This is a genomic window from uncultured Flavobacterium sp., assembly GCF_963974175.1.
Classification (GTDB): domain Bacteria; phylum Bacteroidota; class Bacteroidia; order Flavobacteriales; family Flavobacteriaceae; genus Flavobacterium.
This window is the reverse complement of sequence record NZ_CAXBBR010000002.1, coordinates 87,602-108,408: the sequence shown is the minus strand read 5'-3', so window position 1 is coordinate 108,408 and position 20,807 is coordinate 87,602. Positions and strand designations below refer to the sequence as shown.

Annotated in this window: 16 protein-coding genes; 12 read left to right on the top strand and 4 right to left on the bottom strand. The window is 35.2% G+C overall.

The window, feature by feature from the left end:
- Positions 1 to 102: 102 nt before the first annotated feature.
- The 6 genes from kbl to AAC069_RS03380 all read left to right on the top strand — a co-directional run bounded on the left by kbl (position 103) and on the right by AAC069_RS03380 (position 8,238).
- On the top strand, positions 103 to 1,296 hold the full coding sequence (gene kbl, locus AAC069_RS03405) for a glycine C-acetyltransferase (RefSeq protein WP_339919102.1): 1,194 nt from the start codon (positions 103 to 105) through the stop codon (positions 1,294 to 1,296).
- A 133-nt stretch (positions 1,297 to 1,429) separates the two neighbouring features.
- The gene (locus tag AAC069_RS03400; protein WP_339919101.1) at positions 1,430 to 2,863 is read left to right on the top strand and encodes an OmpA family protein; all 1,434 of its coding nucleotides are present in this window, start codon (positions 1,430 to 1,432) and stop codon (positions 2,861 to 2,863) included.
- A 133-nt stretch (positions 2,864 to 2,996) separates the two neighbouring features.
- Positions 2,997 to 4,430 (top strand): OmpA family protein, encoded by a 1,434-nt coding sequence (locus tag AAC069_RS03395; protein ID WP_339919100.1) that lies wholly within the window; start codon positions 2,997 to 2,999, stop codon positions 4,428 to 4,430.
- Positions 4,431 to 4,493: 63 nt separating this feature from the next.
- Entirely contained in the window at positions 4,494 to 7,256 is a 2,763-nt protein-coding gene (locus AAC069_RS03390) for a PD-(D/E)XK nuclease family protein (protein WP_339919099.1), read from the top strand.
- A gap of 14 nt (positions 7,257 to 7,270) precedes the next feature.
- Entirely contained in the window at positions 7,271 to 7,570 is a 300-nt protein-coding gene (locus AAC069_RS03385; protein WP_339919098.1) for a hypothetical protein, read from the top strand.
- On the top strand, positions 7,567 to 8,238 hold the full coding sequence (locus AAC069_RS03380) for an ATP-binding cassette domain-containing protein (RefSeq protein WP_339919097.1): 672 nt from the start codon (positions 7,567 to 7,569) through the stop codon (positions 8,236 to 8,238). The genes AAC069_RS03385 and AAC069_RS03380 overlap by 4 nt, the downstream gene beginning before the upstream one ends.
- On the opposite strand, the gene AAC069_RS03375 is transcribed toward AAC069_RS03380, so the two are convergent.
- From AAC069_RS03375 to AAC069_RS03365, 3 genes are all read right to left on the bottom strand, one after another.
- The gene (locus tag AAC069_RS03375; RefSeq protein ID WP_339919096.1) at positions 8,235 to 9,047 is read right to left on the bottom strand and encodes an alpha/beta hydrolase; all 813 of its coding nucleotides are present in this window, start codon (positions 9,045 to 9,047) and stop codon (positions 8,235 to 8,237) included. The two genes, AAC069_RS03380 and AAC069_RS03375, sit on opposite strands and share 4 nt — an antisense overlap.
- Before the next feature lie 367 nt (positions 9,048 to 9,414).
- Positions 9,415 to 10,215, bottom strand: a complete 801-nt coding sequence (locus AAC069_RS03370) for a TIGR00266 family protein (protein ID WP_339919095.1) — start codon at positions 10,213 to 10,215, stop codon at positions 9,415 to 9,417.
- Between the two features lie 276 nt (positions 10,216 to 10,491).
- Positions 10,492 to 11,784, bottom strand: coding sequence for an aminopeptidase P family protein (locus AAC069_RS03365; RefSeq protein ID WP_339919094.1), 1,293 nt, complete (start codon positions 11,782 to 11,784; stop codon positions 10,492 to 10,494).
- Between the two features lie 481 nt (positions 11,785 to 12,265).
- Here AAC069_RS03365 and AAC069_RS03360 point away from each other — a divergent pair, with 481 nt between their 5' ends.
- The 6 genes from AAC069_RS03360 (at position 12,266) to AAC069_RS03335 (ending at position 18,984) form a co-directional block, all read left to right on the top strand.
- On the top strand, positions 12,266 to 13,747 hold the full coding sequence (locus tag AAC069_RS03360; RefSeq protein ID WP_339919093.1) for a helix-turn-helix domain-containing protein: 1,482 nt from the start codon (positions 12,266 to 12,268) through the stop codon (positions 13,745 to 13,747).
- 314 nt (positions 13,748 to 14,061) lie between these two features.
- Positions 14,062 to 14,727, top strand: a complete 666-nt coding sequence (locus AAC069_RS03355) for a succinate dehydrogenase cytochrome b subunit (RefSeq protein ID WP_339919092.1) — start codon at positions 14,062 to 14,064, stop codon at positions 14,725 to 14,727.
- Between the two features lie 12 nt (positions 14,728 to 14,739).
- Complete coding sequence (locus AAC069_RS03350; RefSeq protein ID WP_339919091.1) at positions 14,740 to 16,740, top strand: fumarate reductase/succinate dehydrogenase flavoprotein subunit; 2,001 nt, start codon at positions 14,740 to 14,742, stop codon at positions 16,738 to 16,740.
- An 84-nt stretch (positions 16,741 to 16,824) separates the two neighbouring features.
- Positions 16,825 to 17,571: a succinate dehydrogenase/fumarate reductase iron-sulfur subunit gene (locus AAC069_RS03345; RefSeq protein ID WP_339919090.1), complete on the top strand. Its 747-nt coding sequence runs from the start codon at positions 16,825 to 16,827 to the stop codon at positions 17,569 to 17,571.
- 96 nt (positions 17,572 to 17,667) lie between these two features.
- Complete coding sequence (locus tag AAC069_RS03340) at positions 17,668 to 18,156, top strand: hypothetical protein (protein ID WP_339919089.1); 489 nt, start codon at positions 17,668 to 17,670, stop codon at positions 18,154 to 18,156.
- Between the two features lie 63 nt (positions 18,157 to 18,219).
- The gene (locus AAC069_RS03335) at positions 18,220 to 18,984 is read left to right on the top strand and encodes an amidohydrolase (RefSeq protein WP_339919088.1); all 765 of its coding nucleotides are present in this window, start codon (positions 18,220 to 18,222) and stop codon (positions 18,982 to 18,984) included.
- Positions 18,985 to 19,045: 61 nt separating this feature from the next.
- Here AAC069_RS03335 and AAC069_RS03330 read toward each other — a convergent pair whose 3' ends face one another.
- Positions 19,046 to 20,725, bottom strand: a complete 1,680-nt coding sequence (locus AAC069_RS03330; RefSeq protein WP_339919087.1) for an Ig-like domain-containing protein — start codon at positions 20,723 to 20,725, stop codon at positions 19,046 to 19,048.
- Positions 20,726 to 20,807 lie beyond the last annotated feature (82 nt).

The following is a 20,807-nucleotide window of genomic DNA, read 5'->3' as shown; positions in this document are numbered from 1 at the left end:
GCAATAAAATTTATTATAAGAATAATAGTCGCTTTAGCAAAGCCATTGTCGTTCGGGCAACTTTAAACAAATTAAACTTTAAACAAAATAGACCAATTTATTATGTACGGAAAAATAAAAGAACATCTTCAAAACGAATTGCAAACAATAGAAGATAACGGGATTTTTAAGAAAGAAAGAATTATTACATCGCCGCAAGATGCAGAAATTACGGTTTCGACAGGAGAAACGGTTTTGAATTTTTGTGCAAATAACTATTTAGGATTGTCATCTCATCCAGAAGTTATCCAGGCGGCAAAAGACGCAATGGACACGCATGGTTTCGGAATGTCATCGGTGCGTTTCATTTGTGGAACACAAGACATTCATAAAACGTTAGAAAGAAAAATTTCTGAATTTTACGGGACGGAAGACACTATTTTGTATGCGGCAGCTTTTGATGCAAACGGAGGGGTGTTCGAACCTTTATTTGGCGAAGGAGATGCTATAATTTCAGACAGTTTAAATCATGCTTCTATTATTGACGGGGTTCGTTTGTGTAAAGCGTCACGTTACCGTTATGCAAATAACGATATGGCCGATTTAGAACAACAACTGATCAAAGCAAACGAAGCGGGTAGTCGTTTTAAAATAATCGTTACTGACGGTGTGTTTTCTATGGACGGTATTGTAGCGTCGTTAGATAAAATTTGTGATTTAGCAGATAAATATGATGCTATGGTAATGGTAGATGAATGCCATGCTGCAGGTTTTATTGGAGCAACAGGAAAAGGAACGCTTGAGGCTAAAGGAGTAATGGGAAGGGTAGATATCATTACTGGAACTCTTGGAAAAGCTTTAGGTGGAGCCATGGGTGGATATACAACTGCTAAAAAAGAAATTGTCGAATTGTTGCGTCAGCGTTCAAGACCTTATTTGTTTTCTAACTCTTTAGCGCCTGCAATTGTTGGGGCATCGATTAAGGTTTTCGAACTATTAGAAAAAGATACTACATTACGAGATAAATTAGAATGGAATACTAATTATTTCAAAGCAGGAATGAAAAAAGCGGGATTTGATATCGTTGAAGGAGATTCAGCGATTGTGCCGGTAATGCTTTATGACGCTAAGTTATCTCAAACTATGGCAGATGAATTGTTGAAGAAGGGGATTTATGTAATAGGGTTCTTTTTTCCCGTAGTGCCAAAAGATAAGGCAAGAATTAGAGTTCAACTCTCTGCAGCGCATACGAAAGAGCATTTAGATCTAGCAATAAAAGCGTTTGTTGAAGTTGGAAAGGCTTTAAATGTTGTATAATTATAATCTAAAGTTATATAATTGCCATTTTTTCTGATTTTAATGGGTTTTTTTTAACATTTCCTTTTGTGGTTAAAGATTTACGTGTTACTTTTGTTAGTAATTAACTAAATTGTAATTAAAAATAATAAGTATGAAACATCTTAACAAAATTTTTGTTGCTGTGATGATGGTGATGGGTTTGACCTCTCACGCACAAGATAGTAACAATCCATGGGCTGTCTCTTTTGGAGTTAATGCCGTAGACACTAGAACTAGTGCTGGTGGTGGAAATGGTTGGTTAGACCAACATTTTTCTCAACCTTTCGCTGTAAAAGACAATTGGAATGTTCTTCCATCTGTATCTTACATCAGTGTATCGAAGTACTTAGGAGATAATTTCTCTTTTGGAGTTCAAGGTTCGTTAAACAAAATTGAAAAGTTCGTAAGATTTGATCCAACAGCAGTAGGACATGATTCAAGAGGAATGGTAGTTTCTAATCCTGGAGATTTAATGTATTACGGTATTGATGGTAGCGTTAAATATAGCTTCATGAGTCTTATAAACTCTAAAGTAATTGACCCTTCATTACATGTTGGTGGTGGTTATACTTTCTTTGGAGATAGTAGTTATGGAACATTAAACCCAGGTGCTGGATTAGCATTTTGGTTCACGGATAATTTAGGTTTCTCTCTTGAGACTACTTATAAAAAATCTTTTGGAGATAGAGAAGATGCTAATGGAACTCCTGATGCTCCATCTCATTTCCAACATACTGCTGGTCTTACTTTCAAATTTGGAGGAAAAGATACTGACGGTGATGGAATATACGATAAAGATGATGCATGTCCAGATGTTGCTGGTTTAAAAGAATTCAATGGTTGTCCTGATACTGATGGAGACGGAATCCAAGATAGTGCTGATGCTTGTCCAGACGTATTTGGTTTAGCTGCATTAAACGGTTGTCCAGACACTGACGGTGATGGTATTGCTGATAAAGATGATGCTTGTCCAGATGTATTTGGTTTAGCTGCATTGAAAGGTTGTCCTGATACTGATAAAGATGGAATAGCTGATAAAGATGATAAATGTCCTACTGTTGCAGGACCAAAAGAAAATGGTGGTTGTCCTTGGCCTGATACTGACGGTGACGGAGTTTTAGATAAAGATGACAAATGTCCAGAAGTAAAAGGTACTGTTGCTAATAAAGGTTGTCCTGAAGTATCAGAAGCGGTTATGATGAAATTGAATGAGTATAGTAGAACTATCTTGTTTGATTCTGGAAAATCTTCTTTCAAAAAACAAACTTACCCAACTCTAGTGTCAATCACTGAAATCTTAAAAGAATATCCTTATTCAAGATTCTTAATTGAAGGTCATACTGATAGTGATGGAAGTAATGCCATGAATCAAGATTTATCGATGAACAGAGCTCATGCTGTTAAAAATTATTTGATTGAAAACGGTATTAAAGAGGATAGATTAGAGCATACAGGTTTCGGTGAAACTAAACCAATGGATACTAATAAAACTGCTGCCGGAAAAGCACACAACAGAAGAGTTGAAATTTCTTTAATAAAAGAATAAATTCTCTAAAATATTTATGGAAAACGCCTCGATTTATCGGGGCGTTTTTTTTATTTAACATTTTTTTTGGTTATTTAACATTTGCGGATTACTTTTGTCAGTAATTAACTAAATTGTTGTAAAAATAATAAAAATGAAATATAGTAAGAAGATTTTAGTTGCCGCAATGGTGGTGATGGGTTTAAGTTCTCATGCACAAGATAGTAACAACCCTTGGGCAGTATCTTTTGGAGTGAATGCCGTAGACACTAAAACTAGTGCAGGTGGTGGTAATGGTTGGTTAGACCGACATTTCTCACAGCCTTTCGATGCAAAAGAAAATTGGAATGTTCTTCCATCTGTATCTTATATCAGTGTATCGAAGTACATAGGAGATAATTTCTCTTTTGGAGTTCAAGGTTCATTAAACAAAATTGAAAAGTATGTAAAATTTGCTCCAACAGCAGTAGGACATGATTCTCGCGGATATGTTGTTTCTAATCCTGGAGATTTAATGTATTACGGTATTGATGCTAGTGTTAAATATAGCTTCATGAGTCTTATTAACTCTAAAGTAATCGACCCTTCATTACATGTTGGTGGTGGTTATACTTTCTTTGGAGATAGTAGTTATGGAACATTAAACCCAGGTGCTGGATTAGCATTTTGGTTCACGGATAATTTAGGTTTCTCTCTTGAGACTACTTATAAAAAATCTTTTGGAGATAGAGAAGATGCTAATGGAACTCCTGATGCTCCATCTCATTTCCAACATACTGCTGGTCTTACTTTCAAATTTGGAGGAAAAGATACTGACGGTGATGGAATATACGATAAAGATGATGCATGTCCAGATGTTGCTGGTTTAAAAGAATTCAATGGTTGTCCTGATACTGATGGAGACGGAATCCAAGATAGTGCTGATGCTTGTCCAGACGTATTTGGTTTAGCTGCATTAAACGGTTGTCCAGACACTGACGGTGATGGTATTGCTGATAAAGATGATGCTTGTCCAGATGTATTTGGTTTAGCTGCATTGAAAGGTTGTCCTGATACTGATAAAGATGGAGTAGCTGATAAAGATGACAAATGTCCTACTGTTGCAGGACCAAAAGAAAATGCTGGTTGTCCTTGGCCTGATACTGACGGCGACGGAGTTTTAGACAAAGATGACAAATGTCCAGAAGTAAAAGGTACTGTTGCTAATAATGGTTGTCCTGATAATGCAGAAGCAGTTATGATGAAACTGAATGAATACGGTAGAACTATCTTGTTTGATTCTGGAAAAGCATCACTTAAAAAACAAACTTACCCAACTTTAGGTTCAATCACTGAAATTTTAAAAGAATATCCTTCTTCAAGATTTGTAGTTGAAGGTCATACTGATAGCGATGGAAGTAACGAAATGAACCAAACTTTATCTGAAAATAGAGCGGCAGCGCTTAAAAATCATTTGATTGAAAATGGTATCAAAGCAGATAGATTAAATTCTACTGGTTTCGGTGAAACTAAACCAATCGATACTAACAAAACTGCTGCAGGGAAAGCACACAACAGAAGAGCTGAAATTTCTTTAATAAAAGAATAAATTTTCTAAAATATTTATGGAAAACGCCTCGATTTATCGGGGCGTTTTTTTTATTTTTATGAAATGATAAATACTTCTTTTTTAGATAAAATTGCACAAGTTTTAATAGAAAATTACTCAGATAAACTATCCAATACGATAGTCGTTTTACCGAATAAGAGAGCTAAAATTTTCCTTATTGAAGCACTGAAAAAGCAAGTCGACGGTAATATTCTTTCTCCTGAAATTATTAGTATCGAGGATTTTATTCAAGATATAGCAGGAATTCGTACTGTGGATCCCATCGAATTATTATTTGAATTTTATGATGTGTATTTGTCAGTTACTGAAAAAACAAACCAACAGTCATTCGAATTGTTTGCCAATTGGGCCAAAACACTCTTGCAGGATTTTAATGAAATCGATCGTTATCTATTAGATCCATCTTATGTTTTGTCGTACTTAAAAGACATTGAAGATATTAAGAAATGGGGAATCGAAGTGGAGAATAAAACACAACTACTCGAAAATTATATAGACTTTTGGAAATTATTACCTAATTACTACCAGACGCTATATGCTCACCTACTCAAAAAAGGAATTGGTTATCAAGGATTAATCTATCGGGAAGCTGTGGGGAATCTAGATCATTTTTCGAAGTCAATTACTGATAAGAATTATGTTTTTGCGGGGTTTAATGCCTTAAATGCTTCCGAAGAAAAAATCATTCAACATCTTATAGCTTCTGATCAGGCTAAAATATACTGGGATGCAGATCAAACTTTTCTAAATGATCCCTATCATGATGCGGGCTTGTTTGTTAGGCGATTTAAAAAAGGCTGGAAAGAATACAAGTCAAATCCTTTTGAATGGATTGTAGATGATTTTTCACAAACAAAAAACATTCAAGTTATTGGTACGCCAAAAACAATTGGTCAGGCAAAAATCGCCGGAGGCATTATTGAAAATATAATTAATGAAAACCCTAATACCACGCTGGATAAAGTTGCGGTAGTTCTGGGTGAAGAAAATCTTCTAGTACCACTTTTGTATTCGTTGCCCTCCACTGTGGGTGCTTTGAATATTACTATGGGATATCCAAGTAAAAATAATCCTGCGCAAATTCTGATTGCTAAGTTATTCAAGATGCATACGAATGCGCTGGCCAGAAACGCGAAAAATTACGTTTTGTACTATAAAGATGTACTAGATATTTTAACGCATCCGTTGGTGGAGCCTTATGCGCAAACTAGCTCGTTAGTTAACCTTATTAATAAAAATAATTACACTTTTATTACCCATCACAAATTGATGGAATTGAATGCGAATCCCACTGATTTATTTTTGCTGCTATTCCAAAAGTGGGAAAACGGTTCGATTGCCGTTTTGGAAACTGTTTCCAAGTTGTTGCTTGCCATTAAGGATAATTTAAGTAATGACAGTGAAGAGGAAAAGATTACAAAAGCCTTTGTATTCTCTATTTTTAAAGTGATCAATAAACTGATTAACTATTATTCGCAACACGAGCACATTGATAAGATAGAAACGCTTTATGCCATATATAAACAAGTGATTGATCTTGCTTCAGTTTCTTTTGAAGGAGAGCCGTTAAACGGTTTGCAAATCATGGGTGTCTTAGAAAGTCGCGTGCTTGATTTTGATACTGTGATAGTGACTTCTATGAATGAGGGAAAGTTTCCTGCCGGAAAATCGCAGAATTCGTTTATTCCGTATGATGTGAAACGTGAATTGGGATTGCCCACATTCAAAGAGAAAGACGCCATTTATACCTATCATTTTTATCATTTATTACAACGTGCTAAAAACATATATTTGCTTTATAACACCGAAAGTGAAGGATTGGATGCAGGCGAAAAAAGTAGGTTTATCACTCAATTAGAAGTTGAAAAACAGCCAAAACACACGTTGATACACGAAATTTACAATGCTGTATTGCCGGAAACAGCTTATACGCCCATGGTTATTGAGAAATCAGAATCTGTGATGCTACGGTTAAAGGAAATTGCCGACGTTGGTTTTTCGCCATCGGCGTTGACAAGTTATATCAGAAATCCGATTCAGTTTTATTTTCAGAAGATATTGCGAATAAGGGAAGTCGAAGAAGTCGAAGAGAATATCGCTTTGAACACTTTGGGAACTATTATTCACGAGACATTAAAGTCGCTTTATGACCCTTTTGTAGGTAGATTTATATCAGAATCAGACATTCAAAAATGCTTCAAGCAAATCGATGATGAGGTGCTGAAACAATTCAAAGTAGTTTATAAAGAAGGCGAAATTAAGAAAGGTCGAAATTTACTCGCTTTTGAAGTGGCAAAACGAAATGTTTCCAATTTCCTGAAGGTGGAATTAGAAAGTATAAAAGCAGGAGATGCAATAAAGATTTTGGCCTTAGAAGAGACTTTTCAAAGGACCTTAAATCATCCCACTTTACCATTTCCGGTATTGATAAAAGGGAATGTAGATCGAATCGAAGAACGCAACGGAGTAATTAGGATTATTGACTATAAAACGGGTAAAGTTGAAAAGTCTAGTGTGATGCTGAAGACATGGAAGGGATTAACCGAGGAGATTAAAAACGACAAAGTTATTCAGGTTTTGGCGTATGCATATATGTATGAGACCGAAGCCAAGTCCAAACCCATTGAAGCCGGAATTATCTCTTTTAAGAATCTAAAATCTGGGTTTTTACCGTTTAATTTCAAAGAAGAAAAAGAAGGGAATATGATCATAAATGAAGTGGTGATGACTAATTACCTTGAGCAGATTGTTTTGTTGTTGAATGAAATATTAGATGTCAGTATTCCATTTGAGGAGAAAGTGTAGCAACATAAAATAGTATGACTTTACAAAAAGCAAATAACATATTTGAGTTCTTTAAAAGCACCTTAGTCATTAACTTGGCTGTTTACGTGGTACCAATTCTCTTTTTAGGGTTATTTGCGTTTAAATACACTTTTTTGACCGTTGGTTTTGCTGCTAGTATAGCGGTTAAGGAATTCAATTCTAAAAACGAATATTTGTTTTATTACAACAATGCTATTTCAAAAACTGAACTTTGGTTGTATGCTTGGTGCTGTACGTTTGTATCTCTAATTGTACTAAGTTTTGCCCTTAACTTTATAGCTACACTATTTTGAAAAAGCATATTTTAGAAGTAGATAGTGTACAGAAAAGATATGATACTCAATCCATTCTTTCAGATGTATATTTGAAATGCGAAACTAATGATATTATAGGTTTATTGGGTCGAAATGGTTCTGGAAAATCGACCTTTCTAAAAATTATTTTCGGAATTGAAAATGCTGATTTTAAGTTTGTGCGAATTGATGGAGTGGTAAAAACTAAAAGCAGTGCTCTATTTAATGAAATAAGTTATCTCTCTCAAGACAATTTTATTCCGAATCAATTATCGGTCAAGAAAGCCATTTCTCTCTCCATAAATAGCGAACAAGCGCATGATTTTTATAATGAGGAAATGATCCAGTCGATCAGCAACCGGAAAATTTCGGAGTTGTCAGGTGGGGAATTACGTTATTTAGAAATCAAGTTGGTACTTTGTAATCCTTCTAAATTTGTTCTTTTAGACGAGCCTTATAATGGGTTGTCGCCTCTTATGATTGAAAAAGTAAATGCACTAATAAAAGAAAACGCTACACGAAAAGGGATTGTAATTACAGATCATAATTACGAAAATGTAATTTCGATTTCGACAAAATTGATGCTAATGAGAGACGGTAAAGCACATCATCTTAAAAGTAAGGAGGAGTTAGTTAGTAAGGGATATTTAAATGCGGAGGTATTTTAAATACTCTTAAAAAACTTCAATAGAACTTCTGTCAATGCTTCTTTATTTTCAATATGACTCATGTGGCCATCTGGAAAAGTAACTAACTGTACTTCGGTATTTTCTACTTGTAGTTTTGTTTCTTCATGTGGTAAAACGGGGTCTTTTTCTCCAAGAACCAGTAATTTTGGAAAAGCGGTAAGGTGTAATAATACCTCACGATCATTTCTGATTTTCATACCTTCAAGCGAAGCTACGATGCCTTGTAGTGGTGTTTTTAGGGCTTTGTTTTTTACATTTTCAATTTCGTCGACTAATCGTTCGCGATTTCCTTCACTAAATAAATTGGCAATAGAGAGTGATATGAAATTTACAAAAGATTGTTTCACTGCTCTAATCGCACGATCTCGATTCACTTTTCGTTCTTCGCTATCTGCTCTTGCCGTCGAATTCAGTAAAACCAAGCCTTTTACATTTTCAGGATACAATTCGGCGAAAGCCAAAGCGACATAACCACCCATCGAATGACCAACGAGAATTGCTTTACGGATGCGCAATTCAGCCAAGACGGCGTGAACGGCATCTGCGTTGTCTTCCATGGAATTAACATAACCCAAACATTCTGTTTCTCCATGACCCAATAAATCAATGGTGATAATTCGGTTTTTCTTAGAGAAAGTAGCAATGTAATTATCCCACATGCTTTGGTTTTCTAGGAAACCGTGTAGTAGAACAATAGCGGTACCTTTACCTGTGTCCGTGTAAGCAATGCTTGTATTTTTGAATTGTATGTGATTCACTTTTTTTGTTTCAGTTTTGAGCGAATGCAAAATTAGTTATTTAATTTTCTTGTAACATATAAGTCATATAAGTTTTTAGAATAGCAGTGTTTTTTATCATAGTGCTCATGATACATTAAAAAACTTATTTAATGTAATCGTCAAGAATGTAATTATCGAAATGAATAAGACTGGTAGACTTTATTTTGCTGAATTAAACATTAAAAATATAGATGATCAATTCAATCTGAAAACTTATATAGGATATAGTGGTATTTATATTTAATAATAGCAAGACGACTTCCATTCCTGAAAGCTCTTTTTTTTGTCATTTCGACGAAGGAGAAAGCACATAACCGGAGAAACTATTATGTTCTCTCCTCTGTCGGGATGACAAGTGCGGGAAAAGGTTTATCTGTTAAAAACGATTATCTCCATCTAATAAATTTCCTAATCCACCCAATAGGCTTCCTTCGTCACGGCTGTTTCCACCCGCTTTTGGAGCTGAAGCAATGATTCTATCTGCTAGTCTGCTGAAAGGCAATGATTGTACATAAACAGTTCCGGGACCGCGAAGGGTCGCATAGAACAAACCTTCTCCTCCAAAGATAGAGTTCTTGATTCCGCCAATGAATTCAATATCGTAATCTACCTCTTTAGTGAACCCAACGATGCAGCCCGTGTCAACTTTTAGCACTTCGCCCGCTCTTAGTTCTTTTTTGGCTAAGGTTCCTCCTGAATGTACAAATGCCATTCCGTCGCCTTCAATTTTTTGCATGATGAAACCTTCACCACCAAAGAATCCACGGCCTAGTTTTTTAGAGAATTCAATTCCTACTGATACACCTTTGGCAGCGCAAAGAAAGGAGCTTTTTTGACAGATGAATTTTCCTTGAAATTCGGTTAAGTCAATTGGTAAAATTTTTCCGGGGTAAGGCGATGCAAAAGACACTTTACCTTTGGAGTTAGCTTGATTGATAAAGGCGGTCATGAATAAGCTTTCGCCTGTAAGAACTCTTTTACCGGCATTTAGAAGTTGGCCAAAGATTCCGGATTTTTGTTCTGAACCATTTCCAAAAATCGTTTCCATTTGGATGTTATTGTCCATCATCATAAAGCTTCCTGCTTCGGCAATGACGATTTCTTGCGGATCTAGTTCAATCTCTACATATTGCATTTCTTCGCCAAATATCTGGTAATCTATTTCGTGTGCTTGCATGATTTTTAGTTTTTTGATTGAATTAATAGGTTGGATTTAAGGACTAAATGTTACACCTTTTTTTGATTTTATAATTGATTTAACATTTTGAGTTCCTATGAAAAATAGACGTTATGGCTAGCCCTGATGGCAGTGGTATCCTCTTGTGGAGTGATAACGAAACAAGAGATATAACGGACAGCAGGAGGAGACGTAGATAGAAAAATAGAAATCTCTGCTCCAAAAAAAAACAGCCTAGATTGCTCTAGACTGTTTACTTTAAACTTGAAGCAAATTTTAGTTGTTCATTAAACTTTCAATTTCATCCACTTCAATCGGAATATTGCGCATCAAGTTGAATGGTTCGCCGCTTTCTTGAATTACGACATCATCCTCAAGACGAATTCCGAAACCTTCAGCAGGAATATAAATTCCGGGCTCTACGGTGAAAACCATATTAGCTTGCATAGGTTCTGTCAAAATCCCGTAATCGTGCGTGTCTAATCCCATGTGGTGTGATGTTCCGTGCATGAAATATTTTTTGTAAGCAGGCCAGTCTGGGTTTTCATTTTGCACATCGGCTTTGTCGATAAGTCCTAAACCAAGTAATTCAGAAGTCATTAATTTTCCCACTTCAATATGGTATTGTTTCCAGATTGTTCCTGGAAGTAACATTTTAGTTGCTTCGTTTTTAACGCGTAAAACGGCGTTGTAAACCGCTTTTTGGCGATCGTTGTATTTTCCTGAGACCGGAATGGTACGGGTCATGTCGCTGGAGTAATTTGCGTACTCTGCACCAGCATCAATTAAAATCAAATCACCTGCTTTACATTGCTGGTTGTTTTCGATGTAATGCAATACATTAGCATTGTTTCCTGAACCAATAATTGGCGTGTAAGCAAAACCTTTTGAGCGATTGCGAACGAATTCATGAATGAATTCAGCTTCGATTTCGTATTCCATTATATTTGGTTTAACGAAAGATAGCACTCTGCGGAATCCTTTTTCGGTGATATTACAAGCTTGTTGAATCAAGTCAATTTCTTCACTTTCTTTTACGGAGCGAATGCGTTGTAAAATTGGGTTGCTTTTTGCGACTGTGTGTGCTGGATATTTCTCTTTCCACCATTTTACAAAACGGGCTTCGCGAGTTTCTGTTTCCACGGTTGCTCTGTAATGTTCATTGGTGTTGATATAGATGGTATCTGAATGTGTCATTAGTTCAAATAATACTTTTTCGAATTCCTGTAGCCAATACACCGTTTTAATTCCGGAAACGGCTAAAGCACGTTCTTTAGTCAGTTTTTCGCCTTCCCAAACCGCAATATGATCATTGGTTTCTTTTAGAAATAACATTTCTCTTTGATGCTCATAAGGAGCGTCTGGAAATAATAGTAAGATACTTTCTTCCTGATCCACGCCGCTTAAATAAAAAATATCGCGGTGTTGTGCAAATGGCATAGTACTGTCAGCACTTATTGGATAAATATCATTAGAGTTAAAAATGGCAACGCTTTTAGGCTTCATTTGAGCCATAAATTTTGAGCGGTTTTTTATAAATAAGTCACGGTCAATTTGATGGTACTTCATGTTCTTTCTATTTAATCTTTATAATTACTCAAAAATACTAAGATTAAATTGTTTCTGGTTACGAATTCAATAATTTTATGTAAAAAACAACAAAAACACATTGTCTTAATTAAGTATGTTTTTAGATCGATGTGTTATCAATTCAGTAAAGAATCGTTTTAATTACAACTACTTTATTTCTTTAGAATCTTTCATTGTAGTTGGATTTGATTTTCCGGTAATAGCGGTATTTTGGGTTAGATTAAAATAAGGTGTTTCAATAAAATTTTTATAGTTAATTCATTTTAAATTAATATGTTGAAAAAACAGGATCGTAAAACAAGCGAACGTTCGGGAAAGGTGTAAAAAGCTTTTTTTATGGCTTTTTTGTTTTTTAGCGTATCTTTGAAAAAATGAAAGGAAGGTAAGGGAAAAGCACTGTTATTTTCGATCATTTTTTTCGAATTAAATGCTCGTTTGCAAGAATAAATAGAATTTTGATATGACTGTAGAAAAAGAATATATAAAGTTGATTTTTGGGCTTAAACTCAAGCAGGCTCGTACTAATAAGAATTTGTCTTTGTTTGGCTTAGCCAAAATTACAGACCTTTCAAAATCGTATTTGAACGAAATTGAAAAGGGCAAGAAATACCCGAAGACAGATAAGATTATTCTTTTAGCAGAAAAACTGGATATTTCGTATGACAATATGGTTTCGTTGAAGTTGGATAATAATCTGGCTCCTATTGGTGAAATCTTAAAATCAGGGATTCTAAAAGAAATTCCATTGGATATTTTCGGTATCCAAGAAAACGATCTTATTGATATCATTGCTAATGCTCCGGCAAAAGTTAATGCCTTTATCAGTACAATTATCGAGATTGCACAGCACTATAATTTAACTAGGGAGAGTTTTTTCCTAGCTGCTTTGCGTTCGTACCAAGAAGCACATAATAATTATTTTGAGGATTTAGAACAGAAAGTATTAGATTTCTCAAAAGCATTTCAAATAAATATAGATAGTAAAATTGCTATAGAAGACCTGACCGCTGTGTTGACTGAAGAGTATGGCTATACGATTCAGGAAATTATTTTTTCAGAACAAGAAGAGTTGGGAGATTTGCGGTCTATATATGTTCCAAAAAGCAAAACTTTATTACTTTCATTGGATATCGATGAACAACAAAAGGCGTTTATTTTAGCCAAAGAGATTGCTTATAATTATCTAGAAATAACCGAAAGGCTGTTTACGTTCAGTTGGATTAAATTTGATAATTTTGATCAGGTTTTGAATAATTTCTATGCTTCTTATTTTGCAGGTGCGCTTTTAATACCAAGAAAACAACTGGTAAATGAATTAAATTTGTTCTTGGCTAAAACAGATCCGAAGCCTCAGGAAATGATAGAGTTGATGGGTAAATTTAATGTGTCTCCAGAGTCGTTCTATCAGCGATTAACTAATATTTTGCCAAAAGACTTTCAGTTAAAAAACATATTTTTCCTTCGATTATCTCACAAAAGAGGAGCAGACACCTATCAGATTAAAAAAGAGCTACATATTACTAATCAGCAGGAACCGCATGCCAATGAAATGAATGAGCATTATTGCCGCAGGTGGATTTCTGTCAAAACAATCGAGAAAGCCATAGCGCAGAATAATAGTCACTATTTTGATGCGCAAATTTCGCGTTATGAAAACAGCGGTAATGAGTTTTTCGTTTTCTCATCTGCCACGGAAGATCCTTTCAAAAAGGACTGTTTGAGAAGTATATCTGTCGGAATTTTGATTACGGCAAGCATGAAGAAGAAAATCAAGTTCATGGATAATAAGTCTATCAAAAAACAAATTGTGGGAGTGACTTGTGAAACTTGTGCTGTGAAAAACTGTGAAGTAAGGGCTTCGGCTCCAATTCAATTAGAGCTTAAAACTCGAAATGAAAATACGGATTTGATTGTTCAAAAATACATGGCTAAATTTAGTTAGTTGGCATCAAAATGACTTCTGATTTTGATTATTGGTAATTAAGTAAGCTTTGATTTTGGGTGGATTGTCATGTGTGTGATTCAGGAAAAATTAGAAAAATTATATTTTTGTTATATTCTGATAATTGTAAAATAATTAGAATGGAAAAGCAAACGATATAACGCTCTGATGTACAGCGAGTAATAGGTTTTAGAGTGGATGGAACGTAGGGAAAAAGCACACTTTAAAATCATTATAAATAAGAGCGAAAAGGTTGTAGTTGCAGTCAATTTGCATTATTTTTGTGATATTCTTAAAACAAATTATTAAATCTTATGGCAAAATCTGCATTATTGAAGTCGTCGATAGCTAAAAAAGTGGCTATGGCGCTTTCAGGAATTTTTTTAATGCTGTTTCTAGCACAGCACTTTTTCATCAATATGACTTCGGTGTTTAGTCCGGACACATTCAATTCGATTTCTCATTTTATGGGAAATAATCCTTTAGTACAATTTGTAATTCAGCCAATTTTAATAGTAGGAGTGATCTTTCACTTTATTATGGGGTTTGTTTTAGATTTCAAAAATAGAAGCGCAAGACCAATTGCTTATGCAAAAAACAATGGTGCTGCAAACTCTTCTTGGGCATCTAGAAACATGATTATTACAGGTTCAGTTATTTTGGCTTTTTTAGGTTTACACTTTTATGACTTCTGGTTTCCGGAAATGGTTTATAAATATGTAGCTTTTAATCCATTGGATGAAACAAGATATTTTCATGAATTAGCAGAGAAGTTTGAAAGTCCAGTGCGCACAGCATTGTATAGTATTTCATTTGTATTGTTATCGCTACACTTGAAGCACGGATTCAGTTCTTCTTTTCAATCGGTTGGTTTCAATAATAAATATTCAAAAGGATTGAAAAATTTCGGATTAGCATTTGCTTTCGTTGTTCCTTTCGGATTTATTTTTATTGCATTATTTCATCATTTCAATCATTAATATTCAATTATAATGGCATTAGATTCAAAAATTCCAAGCGGTTCGGTTTCGGACAAATGGACAAATTATAAAGATCATATTAATTTAGTGAACCCTGCAAACAAACGTAACTTAGATGTTATCGTTGTTGGAACAGGATTAGCTGGAGGTTCAGCTGCTGCAACATTAGCAGAATTAGGATATAACGTAAAAGCTTTTTGTTTTCAAGATTCACCTCGTCGTGCGCACTCTATTGCGGCACAAGGAGGAATCAACGCAGCAAAAAATTATCAAGGAGACGGAGATTCTGTTTTTAGATTGTTTTACGATACTGTAAAAGGTGGAGATTACCGCGCTCGTGAAGCAAACGTACATCGCCTTGCAGAAGTTTCTACAAACATTATCGACCAGTGTGTGGCTCAAGGGGTACCATTGGCACGTGAATACGGAGGTTTATTAGACAATCGTTCTTTTGGAGGTGCTTTAGTTTCTAGAACTTTTTATGCTAGAGGGCAAACAGGACAACAATTATTGTTAGGTGCTTACTCTGCCATGAACCGTCAAATAGGTCGTGGAAAAATAAAAATGCACAACCGTCACGAGATGCTAGATCTAGTAATCGTAAACGGGAAAGCAAGAGGAATTATCGCTCGTAATTTAATTACTGGTGAAATCGAAAGACATTCTGCTCACGCAGTAGTTATTGCTTCTGGTGGATACGGAAACGTTTTCTTCTTGTCAACAAATGCAATGGGTTCTAATGCTACTGCAGCTTGGAAAATCCATAAAAAAGGAGCGTTTTTTGCGAATCCTTGTTACACACAAATTCACCCAACATGTATTCCGGTTTCTGGAGATCACCAATCAAAATTAACTTTGATGTCGGAATCTTTAAGAAATGACGGACGTATCTGGGTTCCTGCAAAAATCGAAGATGCTGTAGCGATTCGTGAAGGAAAGAAAAAAGCAATAGATTTATCTGAAGCTGAAAGAGATTATTATCTAGAAAGAAGATACCCTGCTTTTGGTAACTTAGTACCTCGCGATGTAGCTTCTCGTGCTGCTAAAGAAAGATGCGATGCTGGTTTTGGAGTAAACAAAACAGGTGAAGCAGTTTATTTAGATTTTGCGGCTGCGATACAACGTTACGGAAAAGAGCAAGCCTTTTTAAAAGGAATTGATGCTACTGACAAACAAGCAGTAACTAAATTAGGAACTGAAGTTGTAAAAAATAAATACGGGAATTTATTCCAAATGTATTATAAAATTGTAGATGAAGATCCTTATACTTCTCCTATGATGATTTACCCAGCGGTACATTACACAATGGGTGGAACATGGGTTGATTATAACTTAATGACTACAATTCCAGGATGTTTCTCTATTGGAGAATCAAACTTCTCAGATCACGGAGCAAACAGGCTTGGGGCTTCTGCATTGATGCAAGGTTTAGCTGATGGATACTTTGTATTGCCATACACAATTGGTGATTACTTGTCTCCAGATATTAAAATGGGAACTATACCTACTGATTCTCCAGAATTTGAAGCTGCAGAAAAAGGAGTGAAAGACCAAATTGAGAAATTCATGAACAATAACGGAACACATTCTGTTGACTATTTCCACAGGAAATTAGGAAAAATTATGTGGGATAAAGTTGGTATGGCTCGTAATGCTCAAGGATTGAACGAAGCAATTAATGAAATAGCGGCGCTACGTGAAGAGTTTTACAAAGATGTTAAAGTACCAGGAACAGATAAAGGATTCAATCAAGAATTAGAAAAAGCGACTCGTGTTGCCGATTTCTTAGAACTAGGAGAATTGTTTGCTAAAGATGCTTTGCACCGTAACGAATCTTGTGGAGGTCACTTCAGAGAAGAATATCAAACTGAAGATGGTGAAGCAAAACGTGATGACGAAAATTTCGCATACGTTGCCGCTTGGGAATACAAAGGAAAACCAAGTGACGCTGTTTTACATAAAGAAGACTTGGTATTTGATGCCGTTAAACTTGTTCAAAGAAATTACAAATAGAAATTGGTCCAAAGTCAAAAGTCCAAAGTCTCAAAGTTGTAGGCTTTTCACGTTAGACTTATATGACTTTCAAACTAAAACAGTATGAAACTTACATTAAAAATATGGCGTCAGAAAAACGCCCAAGATAAAGGAGCAATGGTTGATTATCAAATCGACGGAATTGAGCCGGATATGTCATTCCTTGAAATGCTTGACGTATTTAATGAAGATTTAATGAGTAAAGGTGGCGAGCCAGTTGCATTTGATCACGATTGTCGCGAAGGAATTTGCGGAATGTGTTCTTTGTACATCAATGGTGAAGCACACGGACCAGATAGAGGAGTAACCACTTGTCAATTGCACATGCGTATGTTCAAGGATGGTGATACTATTACAATTGAACCTTTCCGTGCAGCTGCTTTTCCAGTTGTAAAAGATTTAGTTGTTAACCGTAGCGCTTTTGATAGAATCCAACATGCAGGAGGATTTATATCTGTAAATACTTCTGGAAATACTATCGATGCAAATACAATTCCTATCAACAAGAAAGATGCTGATGAAGCATTTGATGCGGCAACGTGTATTGGTTGCGGAGCTTGTGTAGCAAGTTGTAAAAACTCGTCGGCTATGTTATTCGTAGCAGCCAAGGTTTCTCAATATGCATTATTGCCTCAAGGTAGAATTGAAGCAACGGATCGTGTATTAAACATGGTTAGCCAAATGGATGCTGAAGGTTTTGGTAACTGTACTAACACTGGAGCATGTGAGGTTGAATGTCCTAAAGGAATTTCTTTAGAGAACATCGCTCGTATGAACAGAGAGTACATGTCAGCAAGCATGAAAGGATAATTCTGTAAATAGACATTTCTTATATATCAAAAACGCATCCATTTATTTGGATGCGTTTTTTTTGTACTACATTTTTTTGTAAATTTAAACAAAAAAATGATCAAGCAATTTTGTTTTAGAATACAGGATTTGGGAGTAGAATTAATTTTTTTCACAATGCTTTTGTTGTTGACATGTTCGTTTCTAACAGCGCAAGAAAAGGGAATTTCGTTGGAAAATAGGAGTAAGAACAAAACCATTTTCCTGCCTCAAAATAAAAAGATAAAAATCACAACTTCTGAAGGAAGAAAGTTGGCCGGAAATTACACCATAGTAGATGATAATTCCATTTTGATTAAGAATCAATTGATTTCGTTGAGTTCGGTTGTGGCAATCAAAAAATATTCTACCTATTCAGCTATCACTGCTACTGCTGGTATCGCAGTAGGGTCACTTTTTACTGTAGTGGGTGCTGCAGGTATTATTGCAGGGGGTTATGGTTTTATTGTAAGCCCGTTGGCTCCTATTGGGTTAGCGATGGTTTTAATTCCCGTGCTATCCAATAAACATAAAAGGGAAAAGTGGGAGTACAAAATTGTAAATTAAAAATAAATTACAATAGTATTAGTTTTAATTATTTGAATTCCTAAGAAAAATATATTTTACGTCATGAAGGTAGCGTTAATTCAATCATCCATTGTATGGGAAAACCCAGTAGCAAACAGAGTCTATTTCGAAGAAAAAATCAATGCAATTGCTGAAGATGTAAAATTAATTGTGCTTCCTGAAATGTTTACTACTGGCTTTACAATGGATCCCGCAAAAGTTGCGGAGACTATGCAAGGCGAAACGGTATCGTGGATGCAGACTTTGGCGAAAGCCAAAAACGCAGCAATAACAGGGAGCGTGGTAATTGAAGATAATTTCAACTTTTATAACCGAATGTTATTTGTATTTCCGTCAGGTGAAATACAACATTATGACAAAAGACATTTGTTTACACTCGCAGGGGAAGACAAAGTCTATACAATGGGAAATCAAAAATTAATTGTTGATTATTTAGGTTGGAAAATCTGTCCTCTTGTGTGTTATGACTTGCGTTTCCCAGTTTTCTCTCGTAACGTCGAGAACTACGACTTATTAATTTACGTTGCTAGCTGGCCCAAAACCCGAATTAAAGCTTGGGATACTTTACTTGCAGCACGCGCTATAGAAAACATGAGTTATGTTATAGGTGTTAACAGAATAGGTGCTGATGCTAATGATTATGCCTACATAGGGCACTCACAAGTTTTAGACATTTTAGGGGACTGTTTAATAGCTCCAGAAGAATTGGAGGGGGTTTTTATAGCTATTCTTGATAAATCGTATTTAGCAAAAGTTCGTGAAAAATTGAATTTTTTGAACGATAAAGATTTGTTTGAAATAAAATAATACTACTGTAATTTACCCTTTTTTGATTTTAGTTATTTGAAATCAAAAAAGGGTAAATAAGTTAAGGTCTGCTTTTAGGTTTTTCACCTTGAGATTTTCCTTTGTCTTTTGTCTTTGGTTCGGGACTGTAGGGTAGGCTAACATCAAATGCTTGGTCTACATCCCAGTTCGCGCGAATATCAATATCTTTAGAAAAATAAACAACCTCTTCAGAATATTTTTTCTCTAAAAAGTTTCCGGAATCATACACTTTATTTTTATTCTCATCGTAAATAATACGAAGTGTAAATAATGCAGGTTCTAATAAATTAAAGTCAACTGTGGTGGTATTTTCGCTATATTGTGAAGCGATGATATTTCCTTTGCTGTTGGTCAATTCGACGATAACAGGAAAGCTTTTTACATTTTGGAGTTGTACCCTAAGATTACCGTAATCTGCCGTACTTTTCGTGTTCAGTTTAAAGGATAAAGAATCATTTGACATCTCAAAAAAGTCAGATAGCGCGCCTGGTAAAAGCGTTAAATTATAATTTTCTGAAGGTTCTTTCTTGAAGTCAAAATAGAGTTTCTGGTTAAAATCGTCGTACTCAGTTGTGAAAGCTATTGCGACAGAATCTTTGTTGACTAATTTTATTTTTGAATTGTCAAAATGAACTAGTGGAGTTGTAGCTTCTAAGGTAAAACGGTCTCTAAAATTTAAAGTGCCGTTTTGAAGTGAAGTAATAATTAACGTATCTTTTTTCTGTTCCTTAATTTTTAATGCGAAATCTTTTTTGTAGTTATCTTTGGTGACAACTAGTGTTAAAGAGTCTGTTTTGATAGGTTTGTACCAAATCTGAAGCGAGTCTTTTTTAGGAAACTGAGTTACAATCGTTGAAATGATATTGGCTTTGTCTTTCAATGTTATTTTTGGTCTTGAACTGATTGATTCCATATTTCCTTCGTAACCCATTAACAGTCGATTTCCGGATACCTGTATAGGTTTTAAAGCTTTGAAGGGGAGTGTCTCTTTGAATAACTCCAATTCGTAAACGGTGTCGTTGGGAACGGTTATAAAGTGCTTGATAAATCCAACCTTTTCATTCTTTGGGTCAAACTTATTATTGTTGTTTTTGTCTTTCAATGCTACTAGCAGGTATTTTCCAGCTTTTAAATTTTCCAAACGGAACGTTTTTAAACTGTCCAATGTATTTGTGATATATCGTGGATTATCAGTATAGATAATGGAATCTTTATAGGAGTCATTAACCTCATAAAGCATTACGGAAACAAAAGGTTCAGCTTCTATAGTGTATGCATCTTTTACTCTGCCACCTATAGCCAGTGAATCAATATAGGCACCAGTTGAAAAAACATATTTAAACTGATTGAATGGATTCCCCTCGTTGTTGTCAGCGATGCTTTGGCCAAAGTTGAAGCTGTAAGTTGTGTTGGGTTGTAAGGTGTCTTTTATTTTTATCGAAAGGGTTTTAGTTGCTGAAGTAGGCGAAATTATTGGTTCGTACTTCATGGGTGGTGAAATAACCAATTGCTTGTTTAGGTTCTTGAGTTTGATGTTTTCATCAAAGACTAATTTAATTTCATTTCCCTTAAAGTTCGTGCTGAAATTTTCAGGGAAGCTCCCTTTTAATACTGGTGCAATCGTGTCTTTTAAGCCGCCAGTAATCGACCCTCTTTTTGCACAACTTACGATAATAACAAGCAACAGCAGGGAAATATATTTTAAATTGTTTTTCAACATATCAAATTAGTATTAGAAGATACAAAATAACAATTATAATTAATGGAATTGATGTTTTTTATAAAATTATTATGGTTGTCTA